Raw genomic sequence first — 21,667 nt, forward strand, 5'->3', positions numbered from 1 at the left:
TCAAAATAATCAATCCACTTGGCCAAGGCCGTCAACATCCACAATTCTAATACTATGGTTTTCAATATCAATAAGGCCTTCCTTTTTAAAGCTAGATAGCGTCCGTATCATAGTCTCGGTGGCCATGCCCGCAACACTGGCAAGATCGCTACGTAGGACAAGTATGTTTCCATTGGAGTCTTTTTGAAGTTTCTCTGCGAATTTTAAAAGTGTTCCTGCTGTCTTACGTCTAACTGATCCATAGGCCATTGCCAACAATTGTTCCTTGGCCTCCGTTAGGTTTTCTGATAAAATTTGCATCAGTTCCATCGTTAATTCATGATTTTCCCGCAACAATGGCTCCAGTTCCAAGGTAGGGATGCCCACCAAATGGGTGTTGGTCATGGCTGTTGCGTATTCTTTATGAACCGTGTTGCTTGCGAAGGAAGTGAAGCCAAAGAAATCATCGGCATTGTAAATTCCCGTAATCAATTCCTTCCCTTTTTGATCTAGAATATGGGTCTTTACAGTACCTTTAATAATAAGATAGACCGTGTTTGAATACGTGCCCTCTCGGTATATGTTTTCCTCTATTTCAAAATGGTACTCGGATCCGTTATCGTCTATATAGTTTTTAAGTTCATGAATAGTTTCCATTTTAATGCCAGAAAACTTCCTATTGGATTTGGTCTGAGCTTCAGAATCATTGAGTATTGCCATGCGTGCCAAACGGCTTTCAATTGCTCCAATAAGTTCTGTTTCCTTAAAAGGTTTGGTGAGATAATCGTCTGCACCTAGGTCCATGCCCTTGCGTACATCCTTTCGTTCAGTCTTGGCGGAGAGGAATATAAACGGGATGCTCTTGGTTTGATTATTTTGGGAAAGTGTTTTCAAAACTCCATAACCATCGATCTCTGGCATCATAATATCACAGACAATTACATCTGGCACATATTCTTTAGCCATTTGTAAACCATTTTTACCATCTGCAGCAGTACGGACTTGGAAACCCGAAAGCTCCAAAAGTTCGGCCGTAGTTTCCCGCAAAACAGTGTCGTCCTCGATCAATAGGATTTTTTTCATAGGAATTAAATTTTTTCTTGATAGTTACTTCAAACTATAATTACACAAATCAGTTAACAAACCTATAGGATGGCTTCAATTCTCATTAAAGGTTTTTGAATTAAGGATACCAACTGGTTTTGTTTTAAACTTATAACTTTTCATCTGCTTGCTCCAATTTTCCGCTGCCTAACTCTAAAGAGGCAATTCCACCGTAAATGTACTGCCTTCATTTTCTGCACTTTTAAAATAGATACGTCCTCCTAAATTTTCCAAATGTGTCTTTACAATGTTTAAGCCAATGCCTGTACCTTGGGTCAAAAGCACATTTTCGGATCTAAAATACCGATCAAAAATATGCTTATGCTCTTTTTTGGAAATACCTATGCCTTCATCCTTGATATGGAAAGTAATCTTGTCATTGGACAGATCGACATTTATGTCTATTTCGGTATCCTCAGGAGAGTATTTTATGGCATTGTGTAAAAGGTTGGTCAAAGTTAGGGCCACTATACGTTGGTCTTGATGTATGGTCACATCTTCTATATTGTTTGGATAGTTGATGCGTTGCCCGTTTTTGAGAAGCATATTTGCGTTGTAAACGACCTCGTTGACCAGTTTACTGAGTGAAAAATCTGAAAGGTAGTATACCTCCTTACCCTTTTCCATTCTTTCAATAGAAAGAAAATCATCCAAAATATTAGTTAGGTGCTGTACACCTCCCATTATGGTTTTTAAGTGCTTTTCCCTTTTATCTTGCTGGTCTTCCCTTTGATATTTGCCTACCAAGGTTGCAGAGTTAAGGATACCGCTCAAAGGAGTTTTGAATTCGTGGGAGACCAAGGACAAGAATTTGCTCTTTAATTCGTTCAGTTCTTTTTCCCTTTCAAGAGCTTTTTTTAATTGTTCAGTACGTTCCTCAACGGTTTTTTCCAGTTTTTGGGTATAATACTTACGGTCTGAAATGTCAAGAATTATTGCTACGATTACCTTTTGTTCACCCAAAGTAGACGATTGCAAATGTACCTCTACCGGATAACTTGTTCCGTTTTTGCGGCGATGTACTGCCTCGTATTCCACTTTTTCCTCTTTGCCATTGAGGAGGGGAGCTATTAACCCACGCAAATCTGCTTCCGAAAAGTCAGGTTTAAGATCCAAGGGCGTGAGTTGCAAAAATTCTTCCAAAGTATAGCCAGTGTTTTTTTGGGCTCCGTAATTGGCATTCAAAAACCGCAGCTTTTCGGCATCATAAACATAAAGTTCGTTCAAGGATTCATCAAATATTCTAATTAGATGTCCTATTTTTTGAAGTGCCAATTTCCGCTCGGTAATATCATTCTGTATTCCTACAAAATGGGTGATCGTTCCATCTTTATCGGTAATAGGATTGATGGAAACCTCGTTCCAGAACATGGTACCATCCTTTCTATAGTTTCTTAGTTGAACTTTACAGCTTTCACCACTGGCAATGGCACGGTGCATGTCCTTAACCCCTTGCTGCTCATTGTCACCTGCCTGAAGGAAACGACAATTTTTGTTTCGAATTTCGTCAGTGGAATATCCTGTCATTTGCTGAAATGCCTTGTTGAAATAAATTATAGGATTATCTTCCTTTTGGGCATCGGTAATGGTAATTCCATTGAGAGCGGCTTCCAGCGCCGCGGTTTTCATTTGATAGCTTTTTTCTATTTCCCGGCGTTCGGTAATGTCGATGACCAAAATTAAGGTGTAGATTTTACCATAAAGAGAAAAGTGGTTCAAGCTGACTTCTAGGGGAAACTGTTTGCCGTTCTTTTTGAGGCCAAAGAGGTTACGGTCCAAACCGATCCTTCTTTTTTTATGGTTGTAGAAATACTCTCTGAGGAACTTTTGGTGAATTTTTCTATGGGTTTCTGGCATCAAGATTTCCAATGGATGGCCCACTAGTTTTTTTGATTCGTATCCGAACAATTTGTGGGCAAAATGATTTGCGGCTACTATTTCCTGGCCCTCATTTACCACGATAATTCCTTCCGACACCGCCTCGGACAACATCATGAAGATATTACTGTTTTTTTCAAAAACATGCATGGGCTATAACCAATTCTTTTAGTTTTTACACGGCTTGGAATTCTAAAATACTGTGATAATCCCCAGATATACTTTTTAATTGTACACTGTTGATTCAATTTATTTATGGAACACTTTCTATTGCTAAAATAGAGAATATATCCCAGTTGAAAGAAGACTTTACTGCTATTCAGCAATTTGGATTCCTAGACCTAGCAGTAAGGACTATTGGAGTACAAATCTAAGTACATCATTTTTTTTGGGAACTGATATAAATCATATCGTCCAATGTCTGATGATATGTATCATGGCAGGTTTGAAAAGGTTCCCATAGTTTTGCAACATAACTAAAAATTGGAAATCATGAAGGATCTAGTTTACAGTACGGTTATGCCTATAGCCCAAAAATGGTGGATCAATCTTTTGATGGGACTACTTTTTGTTTCACTTGGTGTATGGGTTTTCATTGCGCCTTTGGCCAGTTATGTTTCTTTGACCATCTTCTTCAGTCTTGCCCTGGCCACGGCTGGGGCCTTTGAAATTTTGGCTTCCATTTTTTACAGAAAGGGAAGCAGAAATTGGGGATGGTACATGTCCGGAGGTATTTTGGACCTTCTAATTGGGGGGTATCTTATATTCAACCCTTTAATAACTATGACCGTTTTGCCATATATATTAGCTTTTTGGCTTTTGTTCAGGGGTTTGGTGGCGTTAGGAGTTTCCCTACAGTTGAGGACCTACGAAATTAAAGGCTGGGGATGGATGTTATTGTACGGAGCAGGGATACTGAGCTTCTCGGTTTTAATCATGTTCTACCCAGTCATTGGCGGTTTAAGCATTGTTTTTGCCACTGCCTTAGCCTTCTTGGCAATGGGGCTGTTCAATATCTCGGCCTCATACCATTTAAACAGGGCGCGAAAAAGAATTAGGAAAATTCAAGACCATCGCGAAAATTATGAACTAAAAGGGTATAGCAATGCAAAATTCTTTATATAACGTTGTGGCACCTATGTCCAAGAAATGGATGGTAAATTTCATACTAGGTCTATTATTTGTTTCACTCGGCACCTGGACATTTATGACTCCTTTGGAAGGGTTAGTTTCCTTCACCGGCTTCTTTGGTTTGGCTATGATAATAGCAGGACTATTTGAGATTGCAGGCACCTTAATTTATGAAAATAGCACAAAATATTGGGGATGGCATTTAATCAATGGAACGGTTGATATTTCAATTGGTATTCTATTAATACTCGAATCATCAACGGCCATGGAATTAGCACTCTATATTTTAGCCGTTTGGCTATTCTATAAAGGCTTGGTCGCCCTAGATTTATCCTGGAATGTGAAATCATGGAACCATAGAAGATGGGGCTGGATGTTTGTCCTGGGATGTTGGACCTTAGTATTCTCACTGTTAACAATGGCTTTCCCTATTATAGGTGGTCTGCATAATTTTTATACAATCGCATTAGGCTTTTTGGGTTTCGGCACCTTCAATATTTTGGTAGCTTACTACCTGAACAAAGTGCAAAAAAAAGCTAAGGCCGTTCAGATAACTCGATAAAATTTTAATTTTAAAAATGTATAACAATGGAAAATTCAATAATAACTATTTCGTATAAGATAAAAGGACCCATTGATCAAGAACACATTAATGAATTTTTTAAGCAAATGGCGGCGATCGGAAAAAAAGATCGTATGATTAATTTGGTGCTGGAAGTGTATCAAATAAATAGTTTACGGAATCTTAACAATTTCTTTTCGGATATAAAATTGAATAAGGGCGTTTTTAAATATCTAAGAAAAGTCGCCCTAATAGCCAATGCGGATTGGATAGAGGATCTTGGCGATTTTATCCATTTCGTGACTCCGTATGTAGATGTGGAAGTTTTTGATCTAGATGAAAAGGAAAGGGCCAACCTATGGGTATCGGCTCCAACAAAAAATGAGGACTTAAACTTAGAAGAAAGGGTCAAGCAGGGTTATGCCCATCTGGTGCACTTATAAAATAAAATCAATTTAATTAATAAAAACAATACCCGTTAATACCTCAAACCTGTGGTTTAACGGGTATAAAATTATCCAATAAAAGTATTGAATTTTAGAGCGATCCAGCCGTAGTATAGTTATTGATTCTAAAAATAGAATCAGAGACAACCCTAAGTTTTAAAACTTAATTTAGTTTGTGGGTGGATTCTAGTGTTCCACATTCCAAGCTAGTGCAGCTGGACCCAAAATGGCGTTCTCACTTGGGGTTTTTGAAATCAACACCTTAATCCTTCCTTTGTAAGCATTGAATAGTTTTCGTTCCATGGCGTCAATAGTCGGTTTAAGGAGGATATCACCTGCCTTACTGAGCCCTCCCAACAGGATAAAGGCTTCAGGGTCCAGATGTGCCGCGGTGTCTGCCAATTGTATACCCAGGGCTTCGGCTGTTTGTTCGAAAGCCCTTAGGGCAATGGTATCACCCTCAAGGGCGGCATCGGAAATAATTTCCCCTGTCATCTCATCAAAACTGATACTGCGCAAGGGAGAATCGTCCGTCATTTCAGCGATCAACTCAAAGATAGTGCGCCGAATTCCCGTTACTGAGACGTAGGTTTCCAGACATCCTTTAAGACCACAGTTACATTGTCTTGCATTGGGATTGGAGTCTACATTTACATGGCCTAACTCGGCTGCCATGCCATGTTCTCCTGTCAAAAGTTCACCATTATTAATAATGCCACCACCCAACCCAGTTCCCAAGGTAAGCACTACAAAATTTTTCATACCCTTGCCCAGACCATATTCCATTTCGCCCAAAGCGGCAGCATTGGCATCATTTGTCAACACCACTGGCAAGTCGAATATTTTCTCTACAGACTTTGCTAATGGAACCGACCGTCCCCACTTAAAGTTGGGTGGATTTTCCATGTTTCCCGACTGAGGATTGGCATTGGGTGCCCCAATTCCGATTCTGATCAACTGTTGTTCAGGCCCCAAATTCGACTTCAAGTCATTAACCTCAGATTCCAACTTTTTCAGAAAATCCTGGAACGGCATTCTCGCATTTGTATCAAACCTACTATTATTTAGAATACATCCAGTTTTAGTTACCAACCCTAATTTGGTGTAGGTACCTCCCAAATCGATCCCCAAGACCACTTCTTTTTTCATGTACGTTATTTTACACAAATGAACTAAAAATAATGAAAAGGCTGCATGACCGGGATCATTCCGCAACAGGTATATATGTCATATGTTTATGCCTTCAATAAAACACATGAATTATGAGAGCGTTGGCACAATTAAAAAATCTTAAAACAGATACTTGCAAGCATACAATCGTTCGAAACTTAAGTCGGATTATGGACATACGCATTTTGGATATCGATATCGAAACCAGAACGCTATCCTTCCTCTATCCAAATAATACGGCATTTGAAAAGACCAAGCGGGAACTGTACCATATTGGTTTCCCAATTAGGCAATGTGTTCATCAAAAATCAAAACAAAGTACGGATTATATAGAATATATAGAAAGCACGGTCACTTTTTAATAATCCAATATCAAAAATGATTAAGAAAGAAAACCCAAGGTGCCAACTGTACGATGCTATAGGCAAGCTTTTTTACGCCATTGCCATGGTCGATAAAAATGTTACCATTTACGAGGTGGAGCAATTAAAGAAAAATGTTCGTAGATACTGGGTATCCGATAATGGTATAGAAGAAGAATTAGAGATCGATGTGGCCAACCAAATCAACATGTTTTATGCCTGCTTACATCAGGAAGGCAAAGTAGCCCAGATCCATTTCGATGAATTCCTGGATTATTATCGGAAACATAGAAAGAAATTCCCACCGAATATCAAACAACTTATATTAAAAACGGCCGGTGGAATTACTTCGTCGTCTACAAGTAGGAATAAATCAGAACAGCTGTTGTTGGCAAAGCTGTGGATGCTGTTGAATTAAGTTTCAAACTAACCTTTATACCTTTTAAGTAATCACCGGCAGATCTTCACGCTTCGCCATATCTTCCCCAATGTTTCCCTTGCAAAAATGTGCTAGTTGGCTCCGTCCAATTGTAATAATGGTAGTTGCATCGGTATCAATTACGTGCGCATAGTTATATATTACATTTTTCACCGGGTAATTGCAGGTATAGTTTAGGACAGCCGTCAGAAATAATTCTTCCGTACTTGGTAAGCGATATTGAAGAAGGTATCTACCTTTTCCTTAATGTGGGTCGAGTGCATATATTTCAATCCCGGTGCATTAACATATACCAAATACAGATCACTTATAACAACTCCCAAAATGCCAGGACAGTTGGATAGGCTAGGAAACTTGGCCTCAAAATCAAAACCCAAGGCCATTTTCATAATCTAAAATCCCTGAGTCATTTTTATTATCAATACCGCTACATCCTAAGTCCTGACGATTTTTTCTGTGTTAAAGCCTGGCCGGTTCAAGAAAATGTCAAAACACTTATTGGCCAATCCCATGTAATACTGTGCTTTAGCCAACTTATATAATTCATCTTTGGCAAATACCGCTTTGGAAAGTCCCATCAAGTAAAGTACTACCTTTAAGTATAATGTTATTTGGCCAAGGTGGCAGCTATCTGTAGAGCGCATTCGGAATGCTTGAAAAATCTACAGGAATCAATATTTTATTCATCTATTACTGTCGTGATACTGGTTGTAGTCGTTGTTTTTGAAAAGCTGTTTTTCTCTTACGCAACTTTCTCTTTAAGTCTTTTAAAGATTCGTTCAAAGATTTTTCAAAATGATCCGAATATGATCGAACATAAAACCGTACCCCAGGGGCACTAACCTCTATACTACAGCTCTTGCCATTACCGGTAGGATTATTTTCTTGCTTAAAAGTAACCTCGGCCCTGACAATGGATTCAAACTTTTTTCCAAGTTTTTGCAACTTATTATGTACCCTATTATTCATAGTTGGGCTAACTGGCATTTGTATGTATTCAATTCTAACGATCATTTCAATAAGTTTTAATGTTTATAATCTATCAAAAAATAAGCTAATAGAGTCTCCCTTAGATTGTTATTAAGCTATTCCTTCTTGCAACCAAAAATTCTAAATATTTACAAAGAACTTTATCCTTTATTAATAGTGTAAACATACGATTGCTAATGGACGAATGAAATGATACTTATCAGTTGGCCACAAATTTCATCCGGGTAAAGTTGGCATACTTTCCTTCTAGTCTAAATATTAATTCTATTGATTGGTATTCCTTGTCAATTGCAAACGATAAACTGAAGACACCTTTTAGGTAAGTTTCAGACCAATAATTATTTTTAAAAAGAACGTCCCCAAACTACTTTTTGGGGACGTCTTCATAAACCTCTATCTATTTTAAACTCTCGACTTACGTCTTTGCATTATTTTTTGTTCTAATTTTTTTTGAATTTTTTCTTGTCTTTTAGCTTTTAACGCTGACTTGGAAAGCTTCTTTTTAGCTGTAGCCATGGTATATAATATTTAATATAATAATTAATAAATTGACCAACCAATGCACCCTACATTTGGTACCATTTTTTTTAGATGACGAGTAGCCCTGTCCGTAATATTTATACAGGGAAGTGATTTATATTAGAAGTATGTAGGTGTTTATGGGCACACTCGCTAGTGCCCCTTATTACAGAAAGACAATTTTCTCTTTACAAAATTCCATTATTAAATATATAAAACATTCAGTTGTGATTCAATTATTTACTGCAAACATGGCTTAAATGGCCGCATTAATGCCCATCAAAGGAATACCTATTCGGGTATCCAGCTTTTTAAACAGACATTTGTTGAACAGTTTTTGAAAGAACCCTTTTTCTTCCCTATAGGACAAGGCCAAGATATCAGCTTTTATATGCCGCGAATAGATCTTCAATTCTTCCTCGATATGGTCCGAAAGAATAACCTTGAATTCAATATGGTCATAATCTAGCTGTTTCTTGAGCGTTTCCTTGAACCATTTTATTTGATCCTTTCTGGAGTTTCTTGTTTCATTGGCGATATGTACAATGTGTATTTTCGCGTTAACCGACCTTGCCATTGGTACCAAACTTTTGATGGCTGAAATGCTTTCTGCTCCAACATCGGTGGCATAGAGCATAGTTTGAATTGGTGCGCCACTTAGATCTCTAGGAATGATCAGAATTGGAAAAGTAGATTTTTTCAAAAGTGCATGTGCGATATCACCGACCAGCAATCCTCTTTCCGAATATTTGGCCTTTCTACCTATCAGGGCCAAATCTGGGGATATTTGCTTGGATTTTTCAATGATACCATCCAAGACAGAGTCATTACTAACGACCTCTATCCGCATTCTGGAATGGTTGTATTTTTCCTTCAAATGTTTGGCGCAATAGGCTTTCAAAATTTCCTTTTGTTCTTGGATTACCTGAAGTTCCATCTGGTCGGACAGGCGTGCCATCGACAGGCGTATAGGAGGTTTTTGATGGACATACAACACAACTAGTTCAGCCCCTAATCTCTTGCTTAAATCATAGGCGTAGCGTAAAGCCGGTACCGATTTTTCAGTACGATTGGTAGCATAAAGTATCGTTTTCATTACTGTAAATCTTTAATGAACGAAGCTATAGCTTTTCCAAGAGGTACCAAATGATATTGATCATGGCAGCTTATTTTACCTGAGGAGTGTCAACAAATAAGATACTCGGATATTATGTTAAGCTAAATCGTGTAATGAGGTTATAAAGATTCATGGTAAACAAAGAAAATTAATGCAACTAACAGAAATTCATATTAATCTGCGTGGATACATTAGTGAGGTTTGCCTAATTTCGCAGTTCCAGTATCCCATCTTTATGTATTTGTAATGCCAAAACCCGAATCTTTTATTAACAATAAGCAATCTAGGCACGGGTATTTTTTATTGCTGGTAGGTATCTTGTTTATCGCCATCAATCTACGACCTTCACTTGCCGCAGTTGGGCCGTTGATAAACCATATAGGTGAGGCTACTGGCCTATCTAATTCAATGCTAGGTCTTTTGACAACCTTGCCATTGATTGGCTTCGGTGTAGTTTCTACTTTGACTCCCTTGTTCACTCGCCGTTTTGGTATTGAGGGCACGCTTCTTGGGGCAATGCTTATGTTGGTCATAGGTATTGGAATTCGGTCTTTGGGCGGAATATTTATGCTTTACTTCGGGACACTACTATTGGGTATCGCGATAGCCTTTGGCAATGTGCTTCTCCCCGGACTGACCAAACGTAATTTTTCATCGAATTCAGGGTTTATTACAAGTTTGTATTCCAGTATCATGGCAGTTGGTGCTTCCTTGGCGGCGGGTATCAGTGTTCCATTGGCCGACAACTATGGATTGGGTTGGAGGGTCTCGCTCGGTGTATGGGCAATTTTAGCTTTGATTGCTTTTTTTGTATGGTTGCCACAATTGTCCAGTTTAAAAAAATCCGAAGAAAAACGTAGTTTTTCAAAAGCAATGAAATCTTTGGGTCAATCCCCACTGGCATGGAAAATTGCGCTATTTATGGGCTTGCAATCATTGACTTTTTATGTAATCCTAGCTTGGTTACCGGCTATTTTGCAGAGTAGGGGATACGATGCGGAATATTCTGGCTGGATGCTTTCCCTATCTCAAGCTGCAGGAATTCTGGGATCTTTGATCGTCCCAACTTGGGGAGGCAAAAAAAATGACCAGCGCTCTATCGTGTGGTTATTGATCATGGTGGAGGTTATCGGCATTGTTGGCCTATTGTTTCCTCAATTGGGATTCGTTCCGGTATGGGTTTCGTTTATCGGTTTTGTATTGGGCGGAACATTCGGCTTGGCCCTGCTCTTTTTGGTACTTCGTTCCAAAGATACCGAATCCGCCACTGAACTGTCAGGTATGGCACAATCCATAGGTTATGTTATAGCCGCCACCGGACCAATTATATTTGGAAGTATCTTTGATTTTACCGGAAATTGGACATACTCCCTACTTCTTCTCATTTTTTTTGCCGCGTGCAAGCTGTATACTGGATTAGGTGCAGCTGCCTATGGGAAAGTGTAACCTACCGTACTTTAAATGTTGCTTAAGGATTATTTTTATGGCGTACAGGTTTTCCGACTGTAATGACATTGGATGCTTTTTTGATCTTATATTTCCCTAGTACTTATGCTAGGTAATTGTGTAGGGCTTTTAACGTTCCTTAGTCTAAAACTTGCGCTATTTCAAATTGTAGGCAGAAGTCGGGTATACTAAATCAATTTAGATGGGGAAATTGGCAATTAAAGGAAATTCTGTACTCATCCGATTCATTATATGGAGAAATACTCATAGAAGCAGCCCTTACTGAAATTGTTGGATTTAAAGTCTTGAAATGGCGTGGAGGGTAAAAAATGAAGCCATTGGTAACTTAGCAAAGTAATTGGATATTAATACCTATTCCCTTGACACTTTCTTAAATAAATCCAATGGTTTTAAAAATCCGATTTATTTTTTTAATTAGTCTTTAAAATTGAATTTAAGCACCCACTAAGATTAACCGTGCAATGTCAATACTGGAGTATGCTTAGAGTAGCCTATATTTCGAAGAGAGGGTTTGCGGAAGCCTAATCTTTCCCATAGAGACCGCTTTTCATTTATATAACTGATTATGTTATCTGATTTTACCTCGGTTAAACTGTTAAATACATCATCCATATTGGTATTAGGAAGACTATGAAAACTAAAGTCTACGCCCTCCAATTGTTTTTCCAAAAGTACTTTGTTCTTATTTTGATTGGGATTCAATGTCTCCATATCGACAGAGCTCAAAACTTTGATTTTAGCGTTGGTCAATCTGGCCATCTCCGCAAGTTGCTCCATTTCCAAAAAGTCATAATCGGAATAGAAGTCGATGGCCAGAACAATTTCTTTAGGTCGCCCAATAGTTCTACTATTGGGCACAATCATAACAGGACAATTTCTGATGTTTTGTATAATATCCAATGTGTTCTTTCCATACTTATTTTTCTGTTCGTTACCCGTGCCCTTGGCACCTATAAAAATCATATCAATTTGATGGTCCATGATGATTTCCTTTACGGCATCGATTAATAGGCCATGTTTGGATAATACGTAAAAGCGGTGATCGATATTCCGGTCTATTTTCGAAATACGTTGTAAAATGTCGCCCAGACCTTCTTGAGATCGATTTTCAGATAATTTATTAAAGGACTCTTCAGGATCTAAAGTTATATTGTCAAACCCAGTGCTATCCTTGATAAAGGTATTGAGGATATAAAAATCACAGGGATGATTTTCGTAAAGCATTATCGCATACTGAATGGCGTTCCATGAATTCATTGAAAAATCGGTAAGTAATAACATTTTTTTTCCCATGACCTTATCCTTTTTATTTTAATGTTTGGCCTCCAACAAAATGTTGGACAACAATTTTGATTTTACGTTCCTATATTTAATTTTATGATTTAGGTATAATTTGCGGTTCCTCTCATGCTTACTTAGGTAAAAGGAATCGCATTCAATCGTATCGCATTCTATGGCTCCTCGTATAGCCCCATTATATAGGTTGAGTGTTCTTAAGTTTAAGTTGTTTTCCCTTTGTAGGTCCTGCAGTTCTTTATATAGGGCGGCATTGTTTAACATGCGATCTTCAATTTCCAACAAATACTCAAGTTCCTCGTTGATATATTCCAAGTCATCCACCCAATTAATGACTTCGTCCATATCTTTTTTTATCATAATCTTGCTATCGGACTCATGGCTGTGAAATAAATTTGAAGTGTTCATAATATCATATTTACATTAATATATTTATTCTCTTGTTCTATTTTTTCAATTGTTAATCTTTGTTCACCATTGGGGAATTCCCATATTAGGGTATCTCCCTCGGCGTACCCAATTACTGCAGCCCCCATAGGGGTCAGGATCGATACTTTATCCCTTTTAACATCACTGTCGTTGGGCATGACCAATTGGAATTTTCTTGTCCAACCGTTTTCTGATCTAATGGTAATGGTAGAGTTGAACCGGATAACATCTTTTGGCATATCAACTTCATCGCATATTTTGGCCGACTCAAGTTCAGTCAATAATTTCTTTACCGATTTACCAAGGGTGACGTCCTTATAATATCCTGAAAGGTTCATGTACCGTTTTAGGAGGACAAACTCCTTTTTCTCTATAATTAGATTCTTGTATTTCATTTTATTCTTTTTATATCATGGGAATTTGCCCCGTTGAGTAATCTATACCCTCGCAACTTTTATGAATAACCCAATTTTAATTGCAAAATTGGTGCTATATTATTTTGAGTACACCAGATGCCGTAACTATTCTTTCAGGTGTATGATTTTACCATTAGGTTTATCTGAGCGCAAATTGTCTTTTTATTTGCCTAGGTGTTCGCTTTATTAACGGCTGTTCCGATCGGACCTTTCCTTTTGGAAGTTCCACAGTATGGTCGTACTCGCTACACGAGTAAATGTTGCTCTTGTCCTTGGTCAAACTACAATCGAATAGGAAATTGCATGTGGAGCATATACTCCGTTTATATTGCTGTCTCATAATTTTAAGTAATTTTAATATTATAATTTGTCTGACTTTCAATTGGTTATAAAACAATTCGGGGGTTCGAAAGCCAGACAAATCCGTCAATCAACTAATACATCAAACTAATTTATCTGAGCCTGTACCCGGTTTATATTGTCCTTCCCAATCTTGTTCGCGCAGTAATTTTCAGTTTGCACAACCTTTGTAATTTTAAGGGGAATAATACCTATAGGTGTAAAGTACCTTACTATATCGCCATTAGATCTGCCTAAAACAGAAGCTCCTAAGGCACATTGTACAGAAAATCTGTTGGCCCTGTCGCCATCATCAAAATGGAGCACTAATTGGAAGGTTTCACTCCATCCGGTTTTTGAGGTTACCGTTACGATGGAATTCAGGCGAATGATATCATCTGACATTTCGTCCTCATCCAGAACAATGGCTTTCGCCATGTTTTCGTCAAGCATTTCAAGAGCATCCTTATGTGAATAATCTTCGATATAGTAATTTACATGTTGATATCGTTTTATCATTGCGACATCTTTTTTTCCCATAATTAGTTTTTCGTACTTCATTTTTTCCACTTTTACGTTACGTGAATTTCAAACTACAACTAGCCATCATTTTTTTTACATTTATTAAACTTTTCTTATTGAAAAGATTTACTTTTGAACCGATGATGACGTTACTGAATTATAATAACTCGGTTATTACATTCGTGCCATATAGGGCAAAGTGCATGCCCAAAAAGAAATAATTGGCAACAACAACCATAACTACCTGATAATAAAGGGGTAGCAGAGATTAAGAAAAGACAGTGATCTTTAGTAATCGGGGAGAATTTCCTCGATATGGGAGTTTTACCTCAGTGGATTAGTTCAGCTTATCGCGTAAAGTCTTACGGTCTATTTGAAGGATTTCTGCCGCCTTGGTTTTATTACCGCCCACTTTTGCAAGTACTCGTTTTACATATTCCTTCTCCATTTCACGTAGTGGAAGGAATTCGGTATCAGGAAAATCGATCTGATATTTGAGGTTATTGGGAAGGTCTTTAACTTGTATATTTCCATCACACATAATGACCGCCCTTTGAATTACATTCTCCAATTCCCGAATATTACCTGGCCAATGATGGCGTTCCAAAACTTTTAAGACATCGGGAGAAATGCCCATAAGTCTGTCTTTGTATTCTATCCCATACTTTTGAACGAATTTATCCACCAGTAAAGGAATATCCAATTTGCGTTCCCGTAGTGGGGGTACATTAATTTCAACAACAGTCAGACGATAGTAAAGGTCTTCGCGGAAATCCTTTTTTTTGATGACCTGCAGCAAATCGGCATTGGTTGCAGCTATAATTCTAATATCGACTTTTTCAGCCTTTCGAGAACCTACTTTGGTAATTTCCTTTTCTTGAAGCGCCCTTAGCAATTTGGATTGAACCGAAAGGGGCGCCGTACCAATTTCGTCCAAAAAAAGCGTTCCCTTATCCGCAGCTTGAAAGAATCCGTCCCGGTTGTCATTGGCGCCTGTAAAGGCTCCTTTTACATAGCCAAAAAGTTCGGCTTCCAATAAATTTTCGGGAATAGCCCCACAGTTTACCGCTACAAAGGGCGCTCGGGAAAATTGACCTGAATAATGTATGGCCCTTGCCACCAATTCCTTGCCTGTACCGCTTTCTCCCTGAATCAAAACCGTGGCCTTGTTGTTCTTTACCCTATCGATAATGTCCGTAATTCTTTGAAACGCTTCCGAAGTGCCGATCATGTCGGCATACCCTCTGCCCTGAACGACACTCAATGGGAGTTGATTTCTTTTTCGTTTTATACCGCTTTTAAATGATTTTAGTACGGCTGTTTTTAATTCTTCCTTGGTAAAGGGTTTAGTTAAGTAATCAATTGCACCAGATTTGATGACCGCAAGAGCACCATCCACAGAAGGGTAGCCCGTAATGACCAACTTGGGTATTTCAGGATAATTTTCATCGGCGAACTTTACCAACTGCAACCCATCCACTTCGGGCATTTGTATATCTGTTATCAACAAGTCGATATAGGTATCCTTTAGAATATGAAGCGCTTCTTTGACCGATACAGCCTTATAGGTATGATAGTCCATAGATTGCAAATGCCGCTGCAAAAGTTCTAAAATATCTATATCGTCATCTACAAGTAGGATGTTTTCTTTATGCAAGGCCATTTTTACAAATTTGGAAAATATAGGGTAAAAATAGTTTCTTTTGGGATATTAGTACTATTGTTTATCGTTCCCTTATGACTATTAATTTTAACGTGAGCAACAACCTGTCCACAATTAGCTTTGGCCATAAGGGATGAAATTTTGGATTTTGAAAAGGCTGAAAAAAAATAATTCAAATATATGTGCTGACCTTAAGAGAAGGCCTCACTCTAGGCGTGAGAATTGGATTTCCTAATTGGGTTTGGCTGTTGACTATTTCAGACTAGCTTCATGTGGAATTGGGAATAGGACACAGATATACACCCATATGTGTTAATATTCACCTTTTTTATGATATTATATGGTGTTATATGATATTTTGGCAAATTAAAAAAGCCCGAAAACATAATGTTTACGGGCTTTTGGTGGAATTTGCGCAATTCCCAGCCGAGTTATTGGGGATACAACTTTTTACGTATTATATTCAATACCATATACTTACAATTTTAAAAATCATTAATACTCACCTAATAACGCACCGCCAATTAGAACCCCGTTCATTAGTTAAGAACATAAACAGGGCACTATGGAGATTTATATTATAGCAGTTCTATTTAATTTCTAATGATTACAAATCAAATTTTATCCCTTGGGCAATGGAAAGCTCTACTGTAATAAAGGGTACAAGTCTGTCCCCGCATATTGGCCTTACAAGAATCTGAGCCACTTTTAAGGCCTCCAAGATGGATAAGAAGGATTCTGGTTTTCTAATATTCAGTGAATATTGGACAATAAAAGAATATATCTTTAAATGGGAACCGAATAGGTATTTTTTATTTCGCCCATAACAAAAGTACTGTGGGCACTTCCTATATTTTCTATTTCACCTAGGTGATTTAGAACAAAGTCTTGATAATGCTTCATATCCTTTACCATTACTTTTAATAAAAAATCATAATCTCCGGATACATTGTAACATTCTGTAACTTCATTAATTGCTAAGATATCCTTTACGAACTTATGACCAATTTCACGGGTGTGCTGTTTTAGAGTAATATTACAAAACACAATTAGGCCCTTATCCAGTTTTTCCGCATCAAGGACAGCGACAAATTTTTTTATATAGCCATTTTTCTCCAAGCGCTTTACCCTCTCAAATACGGGAGTGGTGGATAAATTTACCTTATTCGACAATTCTTTGGTCGTTAAATTGGAATTGGTCTGTAATAATTTCAATATCTGATAATCAATCTTATCCAAATCGTGCATAGAATATTTTTCTGTTAAATGATTAATAATCAATTTCAAAGGATAAAAACACTAAAATATTTATAAAAAATAGTGATTTCACCTAAATATTAAAACAAATTTAGAATTTATAATCCAAAGTATAAGCTTTGTATGGAATTATAAAAAATCATTATTTATGAAAACAAACCTATTAGGTTACCCTAGAATTGGCGCTAAGAGAGAGTTAAAAAAAGCCTTGGAAAAATATTGGAAAGGGGAAATCACTGCAACAGAATTACATCAAGTCGGTCAAGCAATTCGTAAGGAAAACTGGTTAATGCACAAAGAAGCAGGAATAGATTTGATTCCATCCAATGATTTTTCTTTATACGACCAGGTATTGGATGCAACCATGGCCTACGGTAATATTCCCACTAGATACTCAGAAATTAAAAGAAGTAAATCGGATTTGGACCTTTATTTTGCCATGGCAAGGGGGCTACAAAAAGATAATTACGATGTAACCGCATTAGAAATGACCAAATGGTTTGATACCAATTATCATTATCTGGTCCCTGAGTTTTCAAAGGACCAATCCTTTGAACTGTACTCCACAAAAGCTGTTGATGAATTCATGGAAGCCCTATCCCTGGGAGTATTGACTAAGCCAGTCTTGATTTCACCTGTCACATATCTTTATCTTGGCAAGGAAAAGGAGGACGGGTTCCACCGAATGGACCTTTTGGATTCTTTGACACCTATCTTTTTTGAATTATTGGAACAATTGATCTCTGCCGGTGCAAAATACATTCAATTGGACGAACCCTGTTTAGCACTTGATCTTGATGACAGAGAAAGGAATGCAATAAAAAAATTATACTTAAATATTGCCAAGAAGTTCCCCCAACTTAATGTCATATTAACCAATTATTTTGATTGTTATGGCGACAATTTAGAAACAGTTCTGCAACTTCCGGTATATGCACTGCACTTGGATTTAGTAAGATGTCCATTACAATTGAATGATATCTTGGAGTCGGAACTGTACACAGGACAACAAATACTTTCCTTAGGGGTTGTCGACGGCAGAAACATTTGGAAGAACAATTTTGATAAAGCTTTGACCTTAATTGACAAAGCCAAAGAACATGTTGCCCATGATAAGATTTGGATAGCTGGTTCCTGTTCCTTTTTACATACCCCGTACGATTTGGACCTAGAGGAGGATGAGGAAAATCTACCGACAATAATTAAACAGTGGATGGCATTCTCCAAACAGAAACTTAGGGAGTTGGCAACCTTAAGCCAATTGGCTTCTGATCTTCCCTCAGAAAAAGCAGCTGTAGCATTGATAAATAATAGGCGGCAGTTTATAGAAAAACAAAACTCGTCACTAATTCATCATCCGCGGACCAAACAAAGGGTGCAATCATTGACAGAGATGGATAAGAAGCGAAAAAACAGCTTTGGTATTCGTCAAGAGAAACAGAAACAGGAATTGAATCTTCCTTTATTTCCCACGACCACCATTGGATCGTTTCCCCAAACTAAACCGGTAAGAGCTTGGCGGGGAAAATTGAAAAGAAACTCTATCACCCAAGAGGAATATGATGAATTCATTCGAAAAGAAACTGAAAACACCATCCGATTTCAAGAACATATTGGATTGGACGTCCTAGTTCATGGCGAATTTGAAAGAAACGACATGGTGGAGTATTTCGGGGAAAAGTTAAAGGGTTTTGTATTCTCAAGTAATGGTTGGGTACAAAGTTACGGCAGTCGATGTGTAAAACCTCCGATAATATATGGAGATATCCATAGGAATGAGCCTATGACGGTTAAATGGACAACATTTGCACAATCATTGACCAAAAAGCCAGTAAAAGGTATGCTTACAGGTCCTGTTACTATCTTACAGTGGTCTTTTGTAAGGGATGACCAACCTCGGTCCACGACCTGTAAACAAATAGCTTTGGCCATAAGGGACGAAGTTGCGGACTTGGAGAAAGCTGGAATAAAGATCATTCAAATTGACGAACCAGCCATAAGGGAAGGGTTGCCCCTAAGGCGCGAGCAATGGGCCTTCTATTTGGATTGGGCCGTTGACTGCTTCAGACTGGCGTCATGTGGAGTAGAGGATAGGACACAGATACACACCCATATGTGTTATTCAGAATTCAATGATATCATACAAAACATTTCGGATATGGATGCCGATGTGATAACCATAGAAACCTCAAGATCGGAGATGGAACTATTGGATGCATTTGTCCAGTTCAAATATCCGAATGAAATAGGGCCAGGTGTTTACGATATCCACTCTTCAAGGGTTCCCAACGAGGAGGAAATGGAATTTTTATTGCAAAAAGCAATGAAACTTTTGCCAATTGAAAATCTATGGGTTAATCCGGATTGCGGTTTAAAGACTCGGGAATGGCCTGAAACTGAATCCGCCTTGATCAATTTAGTAAAAGTTGCAAAAAAAATGCGGGCCAAATCAATAGCTACTCCTTTCGTAGAGTAGCATCCAAAAGATATTTAGCGGTAATCAAACTGGTAAATCCCCTAAAAAAAATTTAGGGGATTTAACTTTTATAGCCTATTCTAACCTGATTTTTCAAAGAATTCCAATACTAAAGCCAATTACGAATTAAAAAATATTCTCTAGGTTCATGGCGGTTGACTTTGGCAAGAACCATTGTAATGCAATAATGCAATAAAATATATTACACCCTTTTAAGAACATAAGTATCTTTTCTAGATCATTTCGATTAATTGGGGGCTAATCCGAAACCACTTATTTTCAAACCATTGATAAGTGGTGATTCTGATTATTTTGTTTCTAACAAAGGTTACTTATATTTACAACCCTTAAATCCCCCGAACCATGACCGAATTCTCTAGGAGAAGAGTACAACTTGTCCTTACACTTTCATTACTGACCACGATAATTTCCTTTGTTTGGTTATTAATAGCTCGGAGCCTTGATATGCATGAATTGAGTGTTTACCTCATTGCGGCCACTCCCTTTTTTATCCTTTCTGCCATTATTTCAAAAATGGGAAATCTCACCTTGGCCAGATGCATCTATCTAATCATTTTCAATTTAGGTGTAGCACTGACCTCTTCTTTTGTTGGTAAGGCCGGAAGTGCAGAATTTATTTTGTTATTTTCAATGGGATTGCCATTTCTATGGTTTTCGTTTAGGAGGGAAAAACCCCATATAGTTTTATTCTCAGGGCTTTCCTTGATTTTTTGGTTTTTACTGTACTTCACGAATTTTGATCTTTTCACCACTGACCATATGGATGTGGAAATGGCAGGATTGTATATTTACCCACTTTCCATTTTGACAACTATTTTCTTGGTTACATTTCAATTAATATATTTCTCCTTTATAAACAATGGATTTTATTCGAAAATACACCATCAAAGGGAAGAGGCCATAGAGGAGTCCAATGCCAAATCCAAGTTTTTGAGTATGATGAGCCATGAGATAAGGACTCCACTCAATGCTATTACCGGTCTCTCCCATATATTGGGCGATACTAATCCAAGGGAGGATCAAAAGGAGAATATAGATGCCTTGAATTATTCTGGAAAAATATTGCTGAACCTACTCAACAATGTTCTGGACTTCAGTAAAATGGAATCTACCAAAATTGAGCTAGACCCCATTCCTACCAACATAATGGCTGCAGTGAGGCAGATAAAAAAGATTCACGAGCCAAGTTGTTTGCGCAAAGGCATCCAAATGGATTTGGAAATTGATGAAGATTTACCGAATGTTTGGTTGGATATCGTACGTTTCAATCAGGTCATCAACAACCTCATTTCCAACGCTATAAAGTTTACTGACCAGGGACGTGTAATTTTAAAAATTGTAAACCATGGTGAATTCGATGGCAAGGTTATCATAGGAACTGAAATCGAAGATACTGGAATAGGTATTCCATTTGAGCTACAAGAAAAAATTTGGCAGGCTTTTACCCAGGCCTCAAGCAGTACGAACCGTTTATATGGAGGTACCGGTCTAGGTTTACCAATTGTAAAAAATATCGTTGAAGCTATGGGATCCACGGTAAAGGTTGAAAGTAAATCCGGAGTAGGAAGTCGTTTTTATTTTAATTTGGAATTAAAATTGGCTTCGAGTGTAGAGTTGGAACAAACTATCAATAAAAAGGTTCACGATTTAAAAGGCAAAAAAATATTGTTGGTGGAGGACAATCTAATCAACGTGATGGTTGCCAAACAGATACTGGAAAAAGCCAATTTGAATGTTGAAGTAGCTTATAACGGGCAAAATGCAGTCGATATGGTTATGGAGAACGACTACGATGCCGTTCTGAAGGACATACAAATGCCAGTAATGGATGGCTATACGGCTTCCAGGGAAATTAGAAAATTCAATACCTCAATCCCAATCATGGCCCTATCGGCATCTGTCTTCCTAGAGGTCAAAAACAAAATTATGCAAAGTGGTATGAACGGTTTTATATTCAAACCTTTTGATCCTGAAGACCTGCTCAATAAAATAGAGGAAGCTATAAGCACTTAGACATTGATAATAAATGGAATATCGAAGCCTAAAATGGATTAGAGTATTCATCTAATTATAATTTTGAAAAT

At 37.8% G+C, this 21,667-nt stretch carries 20 protein-coding genes; 8 read left to right on the forward strand and 12 right to left on the reverse strand.

The window, feature by feature from the left end; translation table 11 throughout:
- Window positions 1-9: 9 nt before the first annotated feature.
- Together MWU82_RS14270 and MWU82_RS14275 are read right to left on the reverse strand one after the other, a co-directional pair.
- Window positions 10-1,062 (reverse strand): response regulator, encoded by a 1,053-nt coding sequence (locus MWU82_RS14270; RefSeq protein WP_247096885.1) that lies wholly within the window; start codon window positions 1,060-1,062, stop codon window positions 10-12.
- Window positions 1,063-1,236: 174 nt separating this feature from the next.
- The gene (locus MWU82_RS14275) at window positions 1,237-3,111 is read right to left on the reverse strand and encodes a PAS domain S-box protein (RefSeq protein WP_247096886.1); all 1,875 of its coding nucleotides are present in this window, start codon (window positions 3,109-3,111) and stop codon (window positions 1,237-1,239) included.
- 342 nt (window positions 3,112-3,453) lie between these two features.
- Between MWU82_RS14275 and MWU82_RS14280 the strand changes: the two genes are divergently transcribed.
- From MWU82_RS14280 to MWU82_RS14290, 3 genes are read left to right on the forward strand one after another with little or no spacing between them, the layout of a single operon-like run.
- Entirely contained in the window at window positions 3,454-4,086 is a 633-nt protein-coding gene (locus MWU82_RS14280; protein WP_247096887.1) for a DUF308 domain-containing protein, read from the forward strand.
- The gene (locus MWU82_RS14285) at window positions 4,067-4,654 is read left to right on the forward strand and encodes a DUF308 domain-containing protein (RefSeq protein ID WP_247096888.1); all 588 of its coding nucleotides are present in this window, start codon (window positions 4,067-4,069) and stop codon (window positions 4,652-4,654) included. The genes MWU82_RS14280 and MWU82_RS14285 overlap by 20 nt, the downstream gene beginning before the upstream one ends.
- A gap of 26 nt (window positions 4,655-4,680) precedes the next feature.
- Window positions 4,681-5,097 carry an STAS/SEC14 domain-containing protein gene (locus tag MWU82_RS14290; protein ID WP_247096889.1) on the forward strand — a complete coding sequence of 139 codons (417 nt, stop codon included), beginning with the start codon at window positions 4,681-4,683 and terminating at the stop codon, window positions 5,095-5,097.
- A 189-nt stretch (window positions 5,098-5,286) separates the two neighbouring features.
- Here the strand turns inward: MWU82_RS14290 and MWU82_RS14295 are convergent, their stop codons facing one another.
- On the reverse strand, window positions 5,287-6,249 hold the full coding sequence (locus MWU82_RS14295; protein WP_247096890.1) for an ROK family protein: 963 nt from the start codon (window positions 6,247-6,249) through the stop codon (window positions 5,287-5,289).
- Window positions 6,250-6,440: 191 nt separating this feature from the next.
- Here MWU82_RS14295 and MWU82_RS14300 point away from each other — a divergent pair, with 191 nt between their 5' ends.
- Window positions 6,441-6,632 carry a hypothetical protein gene (locus MWU82_RS14300; RefSeq protein ID WP_247096891.1) on the forward strand — a complete coding sequence of 64 codons (192 nt, stop codon included), beginning with the start codon at window positions 6,441-6,443 and terminating at the stop codon, window positions 6,630-6,632.
- 16 nt (window positions 6,633-6,648) lie between these two features.
- Window positions 6,649-7,050 (forward strand): hypothetical protein, encoded by a 402-nt coding sequence (locus tag MWU82_RS14305; RefSeq protein ID WP_247096892.1) that lies wholly within the window; start codon window positions 6,649-6,651, stop codon window positions 7,048-7,050.
- 206 nt (window positions 7,051-7,256) lie between these two features.
- Here the strand turns inward: MWU82_RS14305 and MWU82_RS14310 are convergent, their stop codons facing one another.
- From MWU82_RS14310 to MWU82_RS14320, 3 genes are all read right to left on the reverse strand, one after another.
- Window positions 7,257-7,460, reverse strand: a complete 204-nt coding sequence (locus MWU82_RS14310) for a hypothetical protein (protein WP_247096893.1) — start codon at window positions 7,458-7,460, stop codon at window positions 7,257-7,259.
- A 301-nt stretch (window positions 7,461-7,761) separates the two neighbouring features.
- Window positions 7,762-8,085: an HPF/RaiA family ribosome-associated protein gene (locus MWU82_RS14315; protein WP_247096894.1), complete on the reverse strand. Its 324-nt coding sequence runs from the start codon at window positions 8,083-8,085 to the stop codon at window positions 7,762-7,764.
- Window positions 8,086-8,836: 751 nt separating this feature from the next.
- The gene (locus tag MWU82_RS14320; RefSeq protein WP_247096895.1) at window positions 8,837-9,676 is read right to left on the reverse strand and encodes a universal stress protein; all 840 of its coding nucleotides are present in this window, start codon (window positions 9,674-9,676) and stop codon (window positions 8,837-8,839) included.
- A gap of 267 nt (window positions 9,677-9,943) precedes the next feature.
- On the opposite strand from MWU82_RS14320, the gene MWU82_RS14325 reads away from it, so the two are divergent.
- The gene (locus MWU82_RS14325) at window positions 9,944-11,143 is read left to right on the forward strand and encodes an MFS transporter (RefSeq protein WP_247096896.1); all 1,200 of its coding nucleotides are present in this window, start codon (window positions 9,944-9,946) and stop codon (window positions 11,141-11,143) included.
- 471 nt (window positions 11,144-11,614) lie between these two features.
- Here the strand turns inward: MWU82_RS14325 and MWU82_RS14330 are convergent, their stop codons facing one another.
- The 6 genes from MWU82_RS14330 to MWU82_RS14355 form a co-directional block, all read right to left on the reverse strand.
- Window positions 11,615-12,457 (reverse strand): universal stress protein, encoded by an 843-nt coding sequence (locus MWU82_RS14330; RefSeq protein ID WP_247096897.1) that lies wholly within the window; start codon window positions 12,455-12,457, stop codon window positions 11,615-11,617.
- A gap of 18 nt (window positions 12,458-12,475) precedes the next feature.
- Window positions 12,476-12,868 (reverse strand): hypothetical protein, encoded by a 393-nt coding sequence (locus tag MWU82_RS14335; RefSeq protein WP_247096898.1) that lies wholly within the window; start codon window positions 12,866-12,868, stop codon window positions 12,476-12,478.
- Window positions 12,865-13,284, reverse strand: coding sequence for a GreA/GreB family elongation factor (locus MWU82_RS14340; RefSeq protein ID WP_247096899.1), 420 nt, complete (start codon window positions 13,282-13,284; stop codon window positions 12,865-12,867). Before MWU82_RS14340 ends, MWU82_RS14335 begins: the two co-directional genes overlap by 4 nt.
- Window positions 13,285-13,752: 468 nt before the next feature.
- On the reverse strand, window positions 13,753-14,205 hold the full coding sequence (locus MWU82_RS14345; RefSeq protein WP_247096900.1) for a GreA/GreB family elongation factor: 453 nt from the start codon (window positions 14,203-14,205) through the stop codon (window positions 13,753-13,755).
- A gap of 298 nt (window positions 14,206-14,503) precedes the next feature.
- Window positions 14,504-15,829 carry a sigma-54 dependent transcriptional regulator gene (locus MWU82_RS14350; protein WP_247096901.1) on the reverse strand — a complete coding sequence of 442 codons (1,326 nt, stop codon included), beginning with the start codon at window positions 15,827-15,829 and terminating at the stop codon, window positions 14,504-14,506.
- A gap of 786 nt (window positions 15,830-16,615) precedes the next feature.
- Window positions 16,616-17,077, reverse strand: a complete 462-nt coding sequence (locus MWU82_RS14355; protein ID WP_247096902.1) for an Lrp/AsnC family transcriptional regulator — start codon at window positions 17,075-17,077, stop codon at window positions 16,616-16,618.
- A 157-nt stretch (window positions 17,078-17,234) separates the two neighbouring features.
- Here MWU82_RS14355 and metE point away from each other — a divergent pair, with 157 nt between their 5' ends.
- Both metE and MWU82_RS14365 read left to right on the forward strand, forming a co-directional pair.
- A complete protein-coding gene (gene metE, locus MWU82_RS14360) occupies window positions 17,235-19,562 on the forward strand; it encodes a 5-methyltetrahydropteroyltriglutamate--homocysteine S-methyltransferase (RefSeq protein WP_247096903.1) in 2,328 nt (775 codons plus the stop codon).
- Between the two features lie 363 nt (window positions 19,563-19,925).
- The gene (locus MWU82_RS14365; RefSeq protein ID WP_247096904.1) at window positions 19,926-21,596 is read left to right on the forward strand and encodes a response regulator; all 1,671 of its coding nucleotides are present in this window, start codon (window positions 19,926-19,928) and stop codon (window positions 21,594-21,596) included.
- Window positions 21,597-21,667 lie beyond the last annotated feature (71 nt).

Origin of the sequence: Arenibacter sp. S6351L (assembly GCF_023016025.1) — a bacterium.
Classification (GTDB): domain Bacteria; phylum Bacteroidota; class Bacteroidia; order Flavobacteriales; family Flavobacteriaceae; genus Arenibacter; species Arenibacter algicola_B.

What these genes read in the sequence shown, in the direction of transcription:
- MWU82_RS14285 (WP_247096888.1), top strand. Translation starts at nt 4,067, where the DNA reads ATGCAAAATTCTTTATATAACGTTGTGGCACCTATGTCCAAGAAATGG.
- MWU82_RS14305 (WP_247096892.1), top strand. Translation starts at nt 6,649, where the DNA reads ATGATTAAGAAAGAAAACCCAAGGTGCCAACTGTACGATGCTATAGGC.
- MWU82_RS14345 (WP_247096900.1), bottom strand. Translation starts at nt 14,205, where the DNA reads ATGAAGTACGAAAAACTAATTATGGGAAAAAAAGATGTCGCAATGATA.
- MWU82_RS14340 (WP_247096899.1), bottom strand. Translation starts at nt 13,284, where the DNA reads ATGAAATACAAGAATCTAATTATAGAGAAAAAGGAGTTTGTCCTCCTA.
- MWU82_RS14275 (WP_247096886.1), bottom strand. Translation starts at nt 3,111, where the DNA reads ATGCATGTTTTTGAAAAAAACAGTAATATCTTCATGATGTTGTCCGAG.
- MWU82_RS14365 (WP_247096904.1), top strand. Translation starts at nt 19,926, where the DNA reads ATGACCGAATTCTCTAGGAGAAGAGTACAACTTGTCCTTACACTTTCA.
- MWU82_RS14290 (WP_247096889.1), top strand. Translation starts at nt 4,681, where the DNA reads ATGGAAAATTCAATAATAACTATTTCGTATAAGATAAAAGGACCCATT.
- MWU82_RS14280 (WP_247096887.1), top strand. Translation starts at nt 3,454, where the DNA reads ATGAAGGATCTAGTTTACAGTACGGTTATGCCTATAGCCCAAAAATGG.
- MWU82_RS14335 (WP_247096898.1), bottom strand. Translation starts at nt 12,868, where the DNA reads ATGAACACTTCAAATTTATTTCACAGCCATGAGTCCGATAGCAAGATT.
- MWU82_RS14310 (WP_247096893.1), bottom strand. Translation starts at nt 7,460, where the DNA reads ATGAAAATGGCCTTGGGTTTTGATTTTGAGGCCAAGTTTCCTAGCCTA.
- MWU82_RS14315 (WP_247096894.1), bottom strand. Translation starts at nt 8,085, where the DNA reads ATGATCGTTAGAATTGAATACATACAAATGCCAGTTAGCCCAACTATG.
- MWU82_RS14330 (WP_247096897.1), bottom strand. Translation starts at nt 12,457, where the DNA reads ATGGGAAAAAAAATGTTATTACTTACCGATTTTTCAATGAATTCATGG.
- MWU82_RS14325 (WP_247096896.1), top strand. Translation starts at nt 9,944, where the DNA reads ATGCCAAAACCCGAATCTTTTATTAACAATAAGCAATCTAGGCACGGG.
- MWU82_RS14355 (WP_247096902.1), bottom strand. Translation starts at nt 17,077, where the DNA reads ATGCACGATTTGGATAAGATTGATTATCAGATATTGAAATTATTACAG.
- metE (WP_247096903.1), top strand. Translation starts at nt 17,235, where the DNA reads ATGAAAACAAACCTATTAGGTTACCCTAGAATTGGCGCTAAGAGAGAG.
- MWU82_RS14270 (WP_247096885.1), bottom strand. Translation starts at nt 1,062, where the DNA reads ATGAAAAAAATCCTATTGATCGAGGACGACACTGTTTTGCGGGAAACT.
- MWU82_RS14350 (WP_247096901.1), bottom strand. Translation starts at nt 15,829, where the DNA reads ATGGCCTTGCATAAAGAAAACATCCTACTTGTAGATGACGATATAGAT.
- MWU82_RS14295 (WP_247096890.1), bottom strand. Translation starts at nt 6,249, where the DNA reads ATGAAAAAAGAAGTGGTCTTGGGGATCGATTTGGGAGGTACCTACACC.
- MWU82_RS14300 (WP_247096891.1), top strand. Translation starts at nt 6,441, where the DNA reads ATGGACATACGCATTTTGGATATCGATATCGAAACCAGAACGCTATCC.
- MWU82_RS14320 (WP_247096895.1), bottom strand. Translation starts at nt 9,676, where the DNA reads ATGAAAACGATACTTTATGCTACCAATCGTACTGAAAAATCGGTACCG.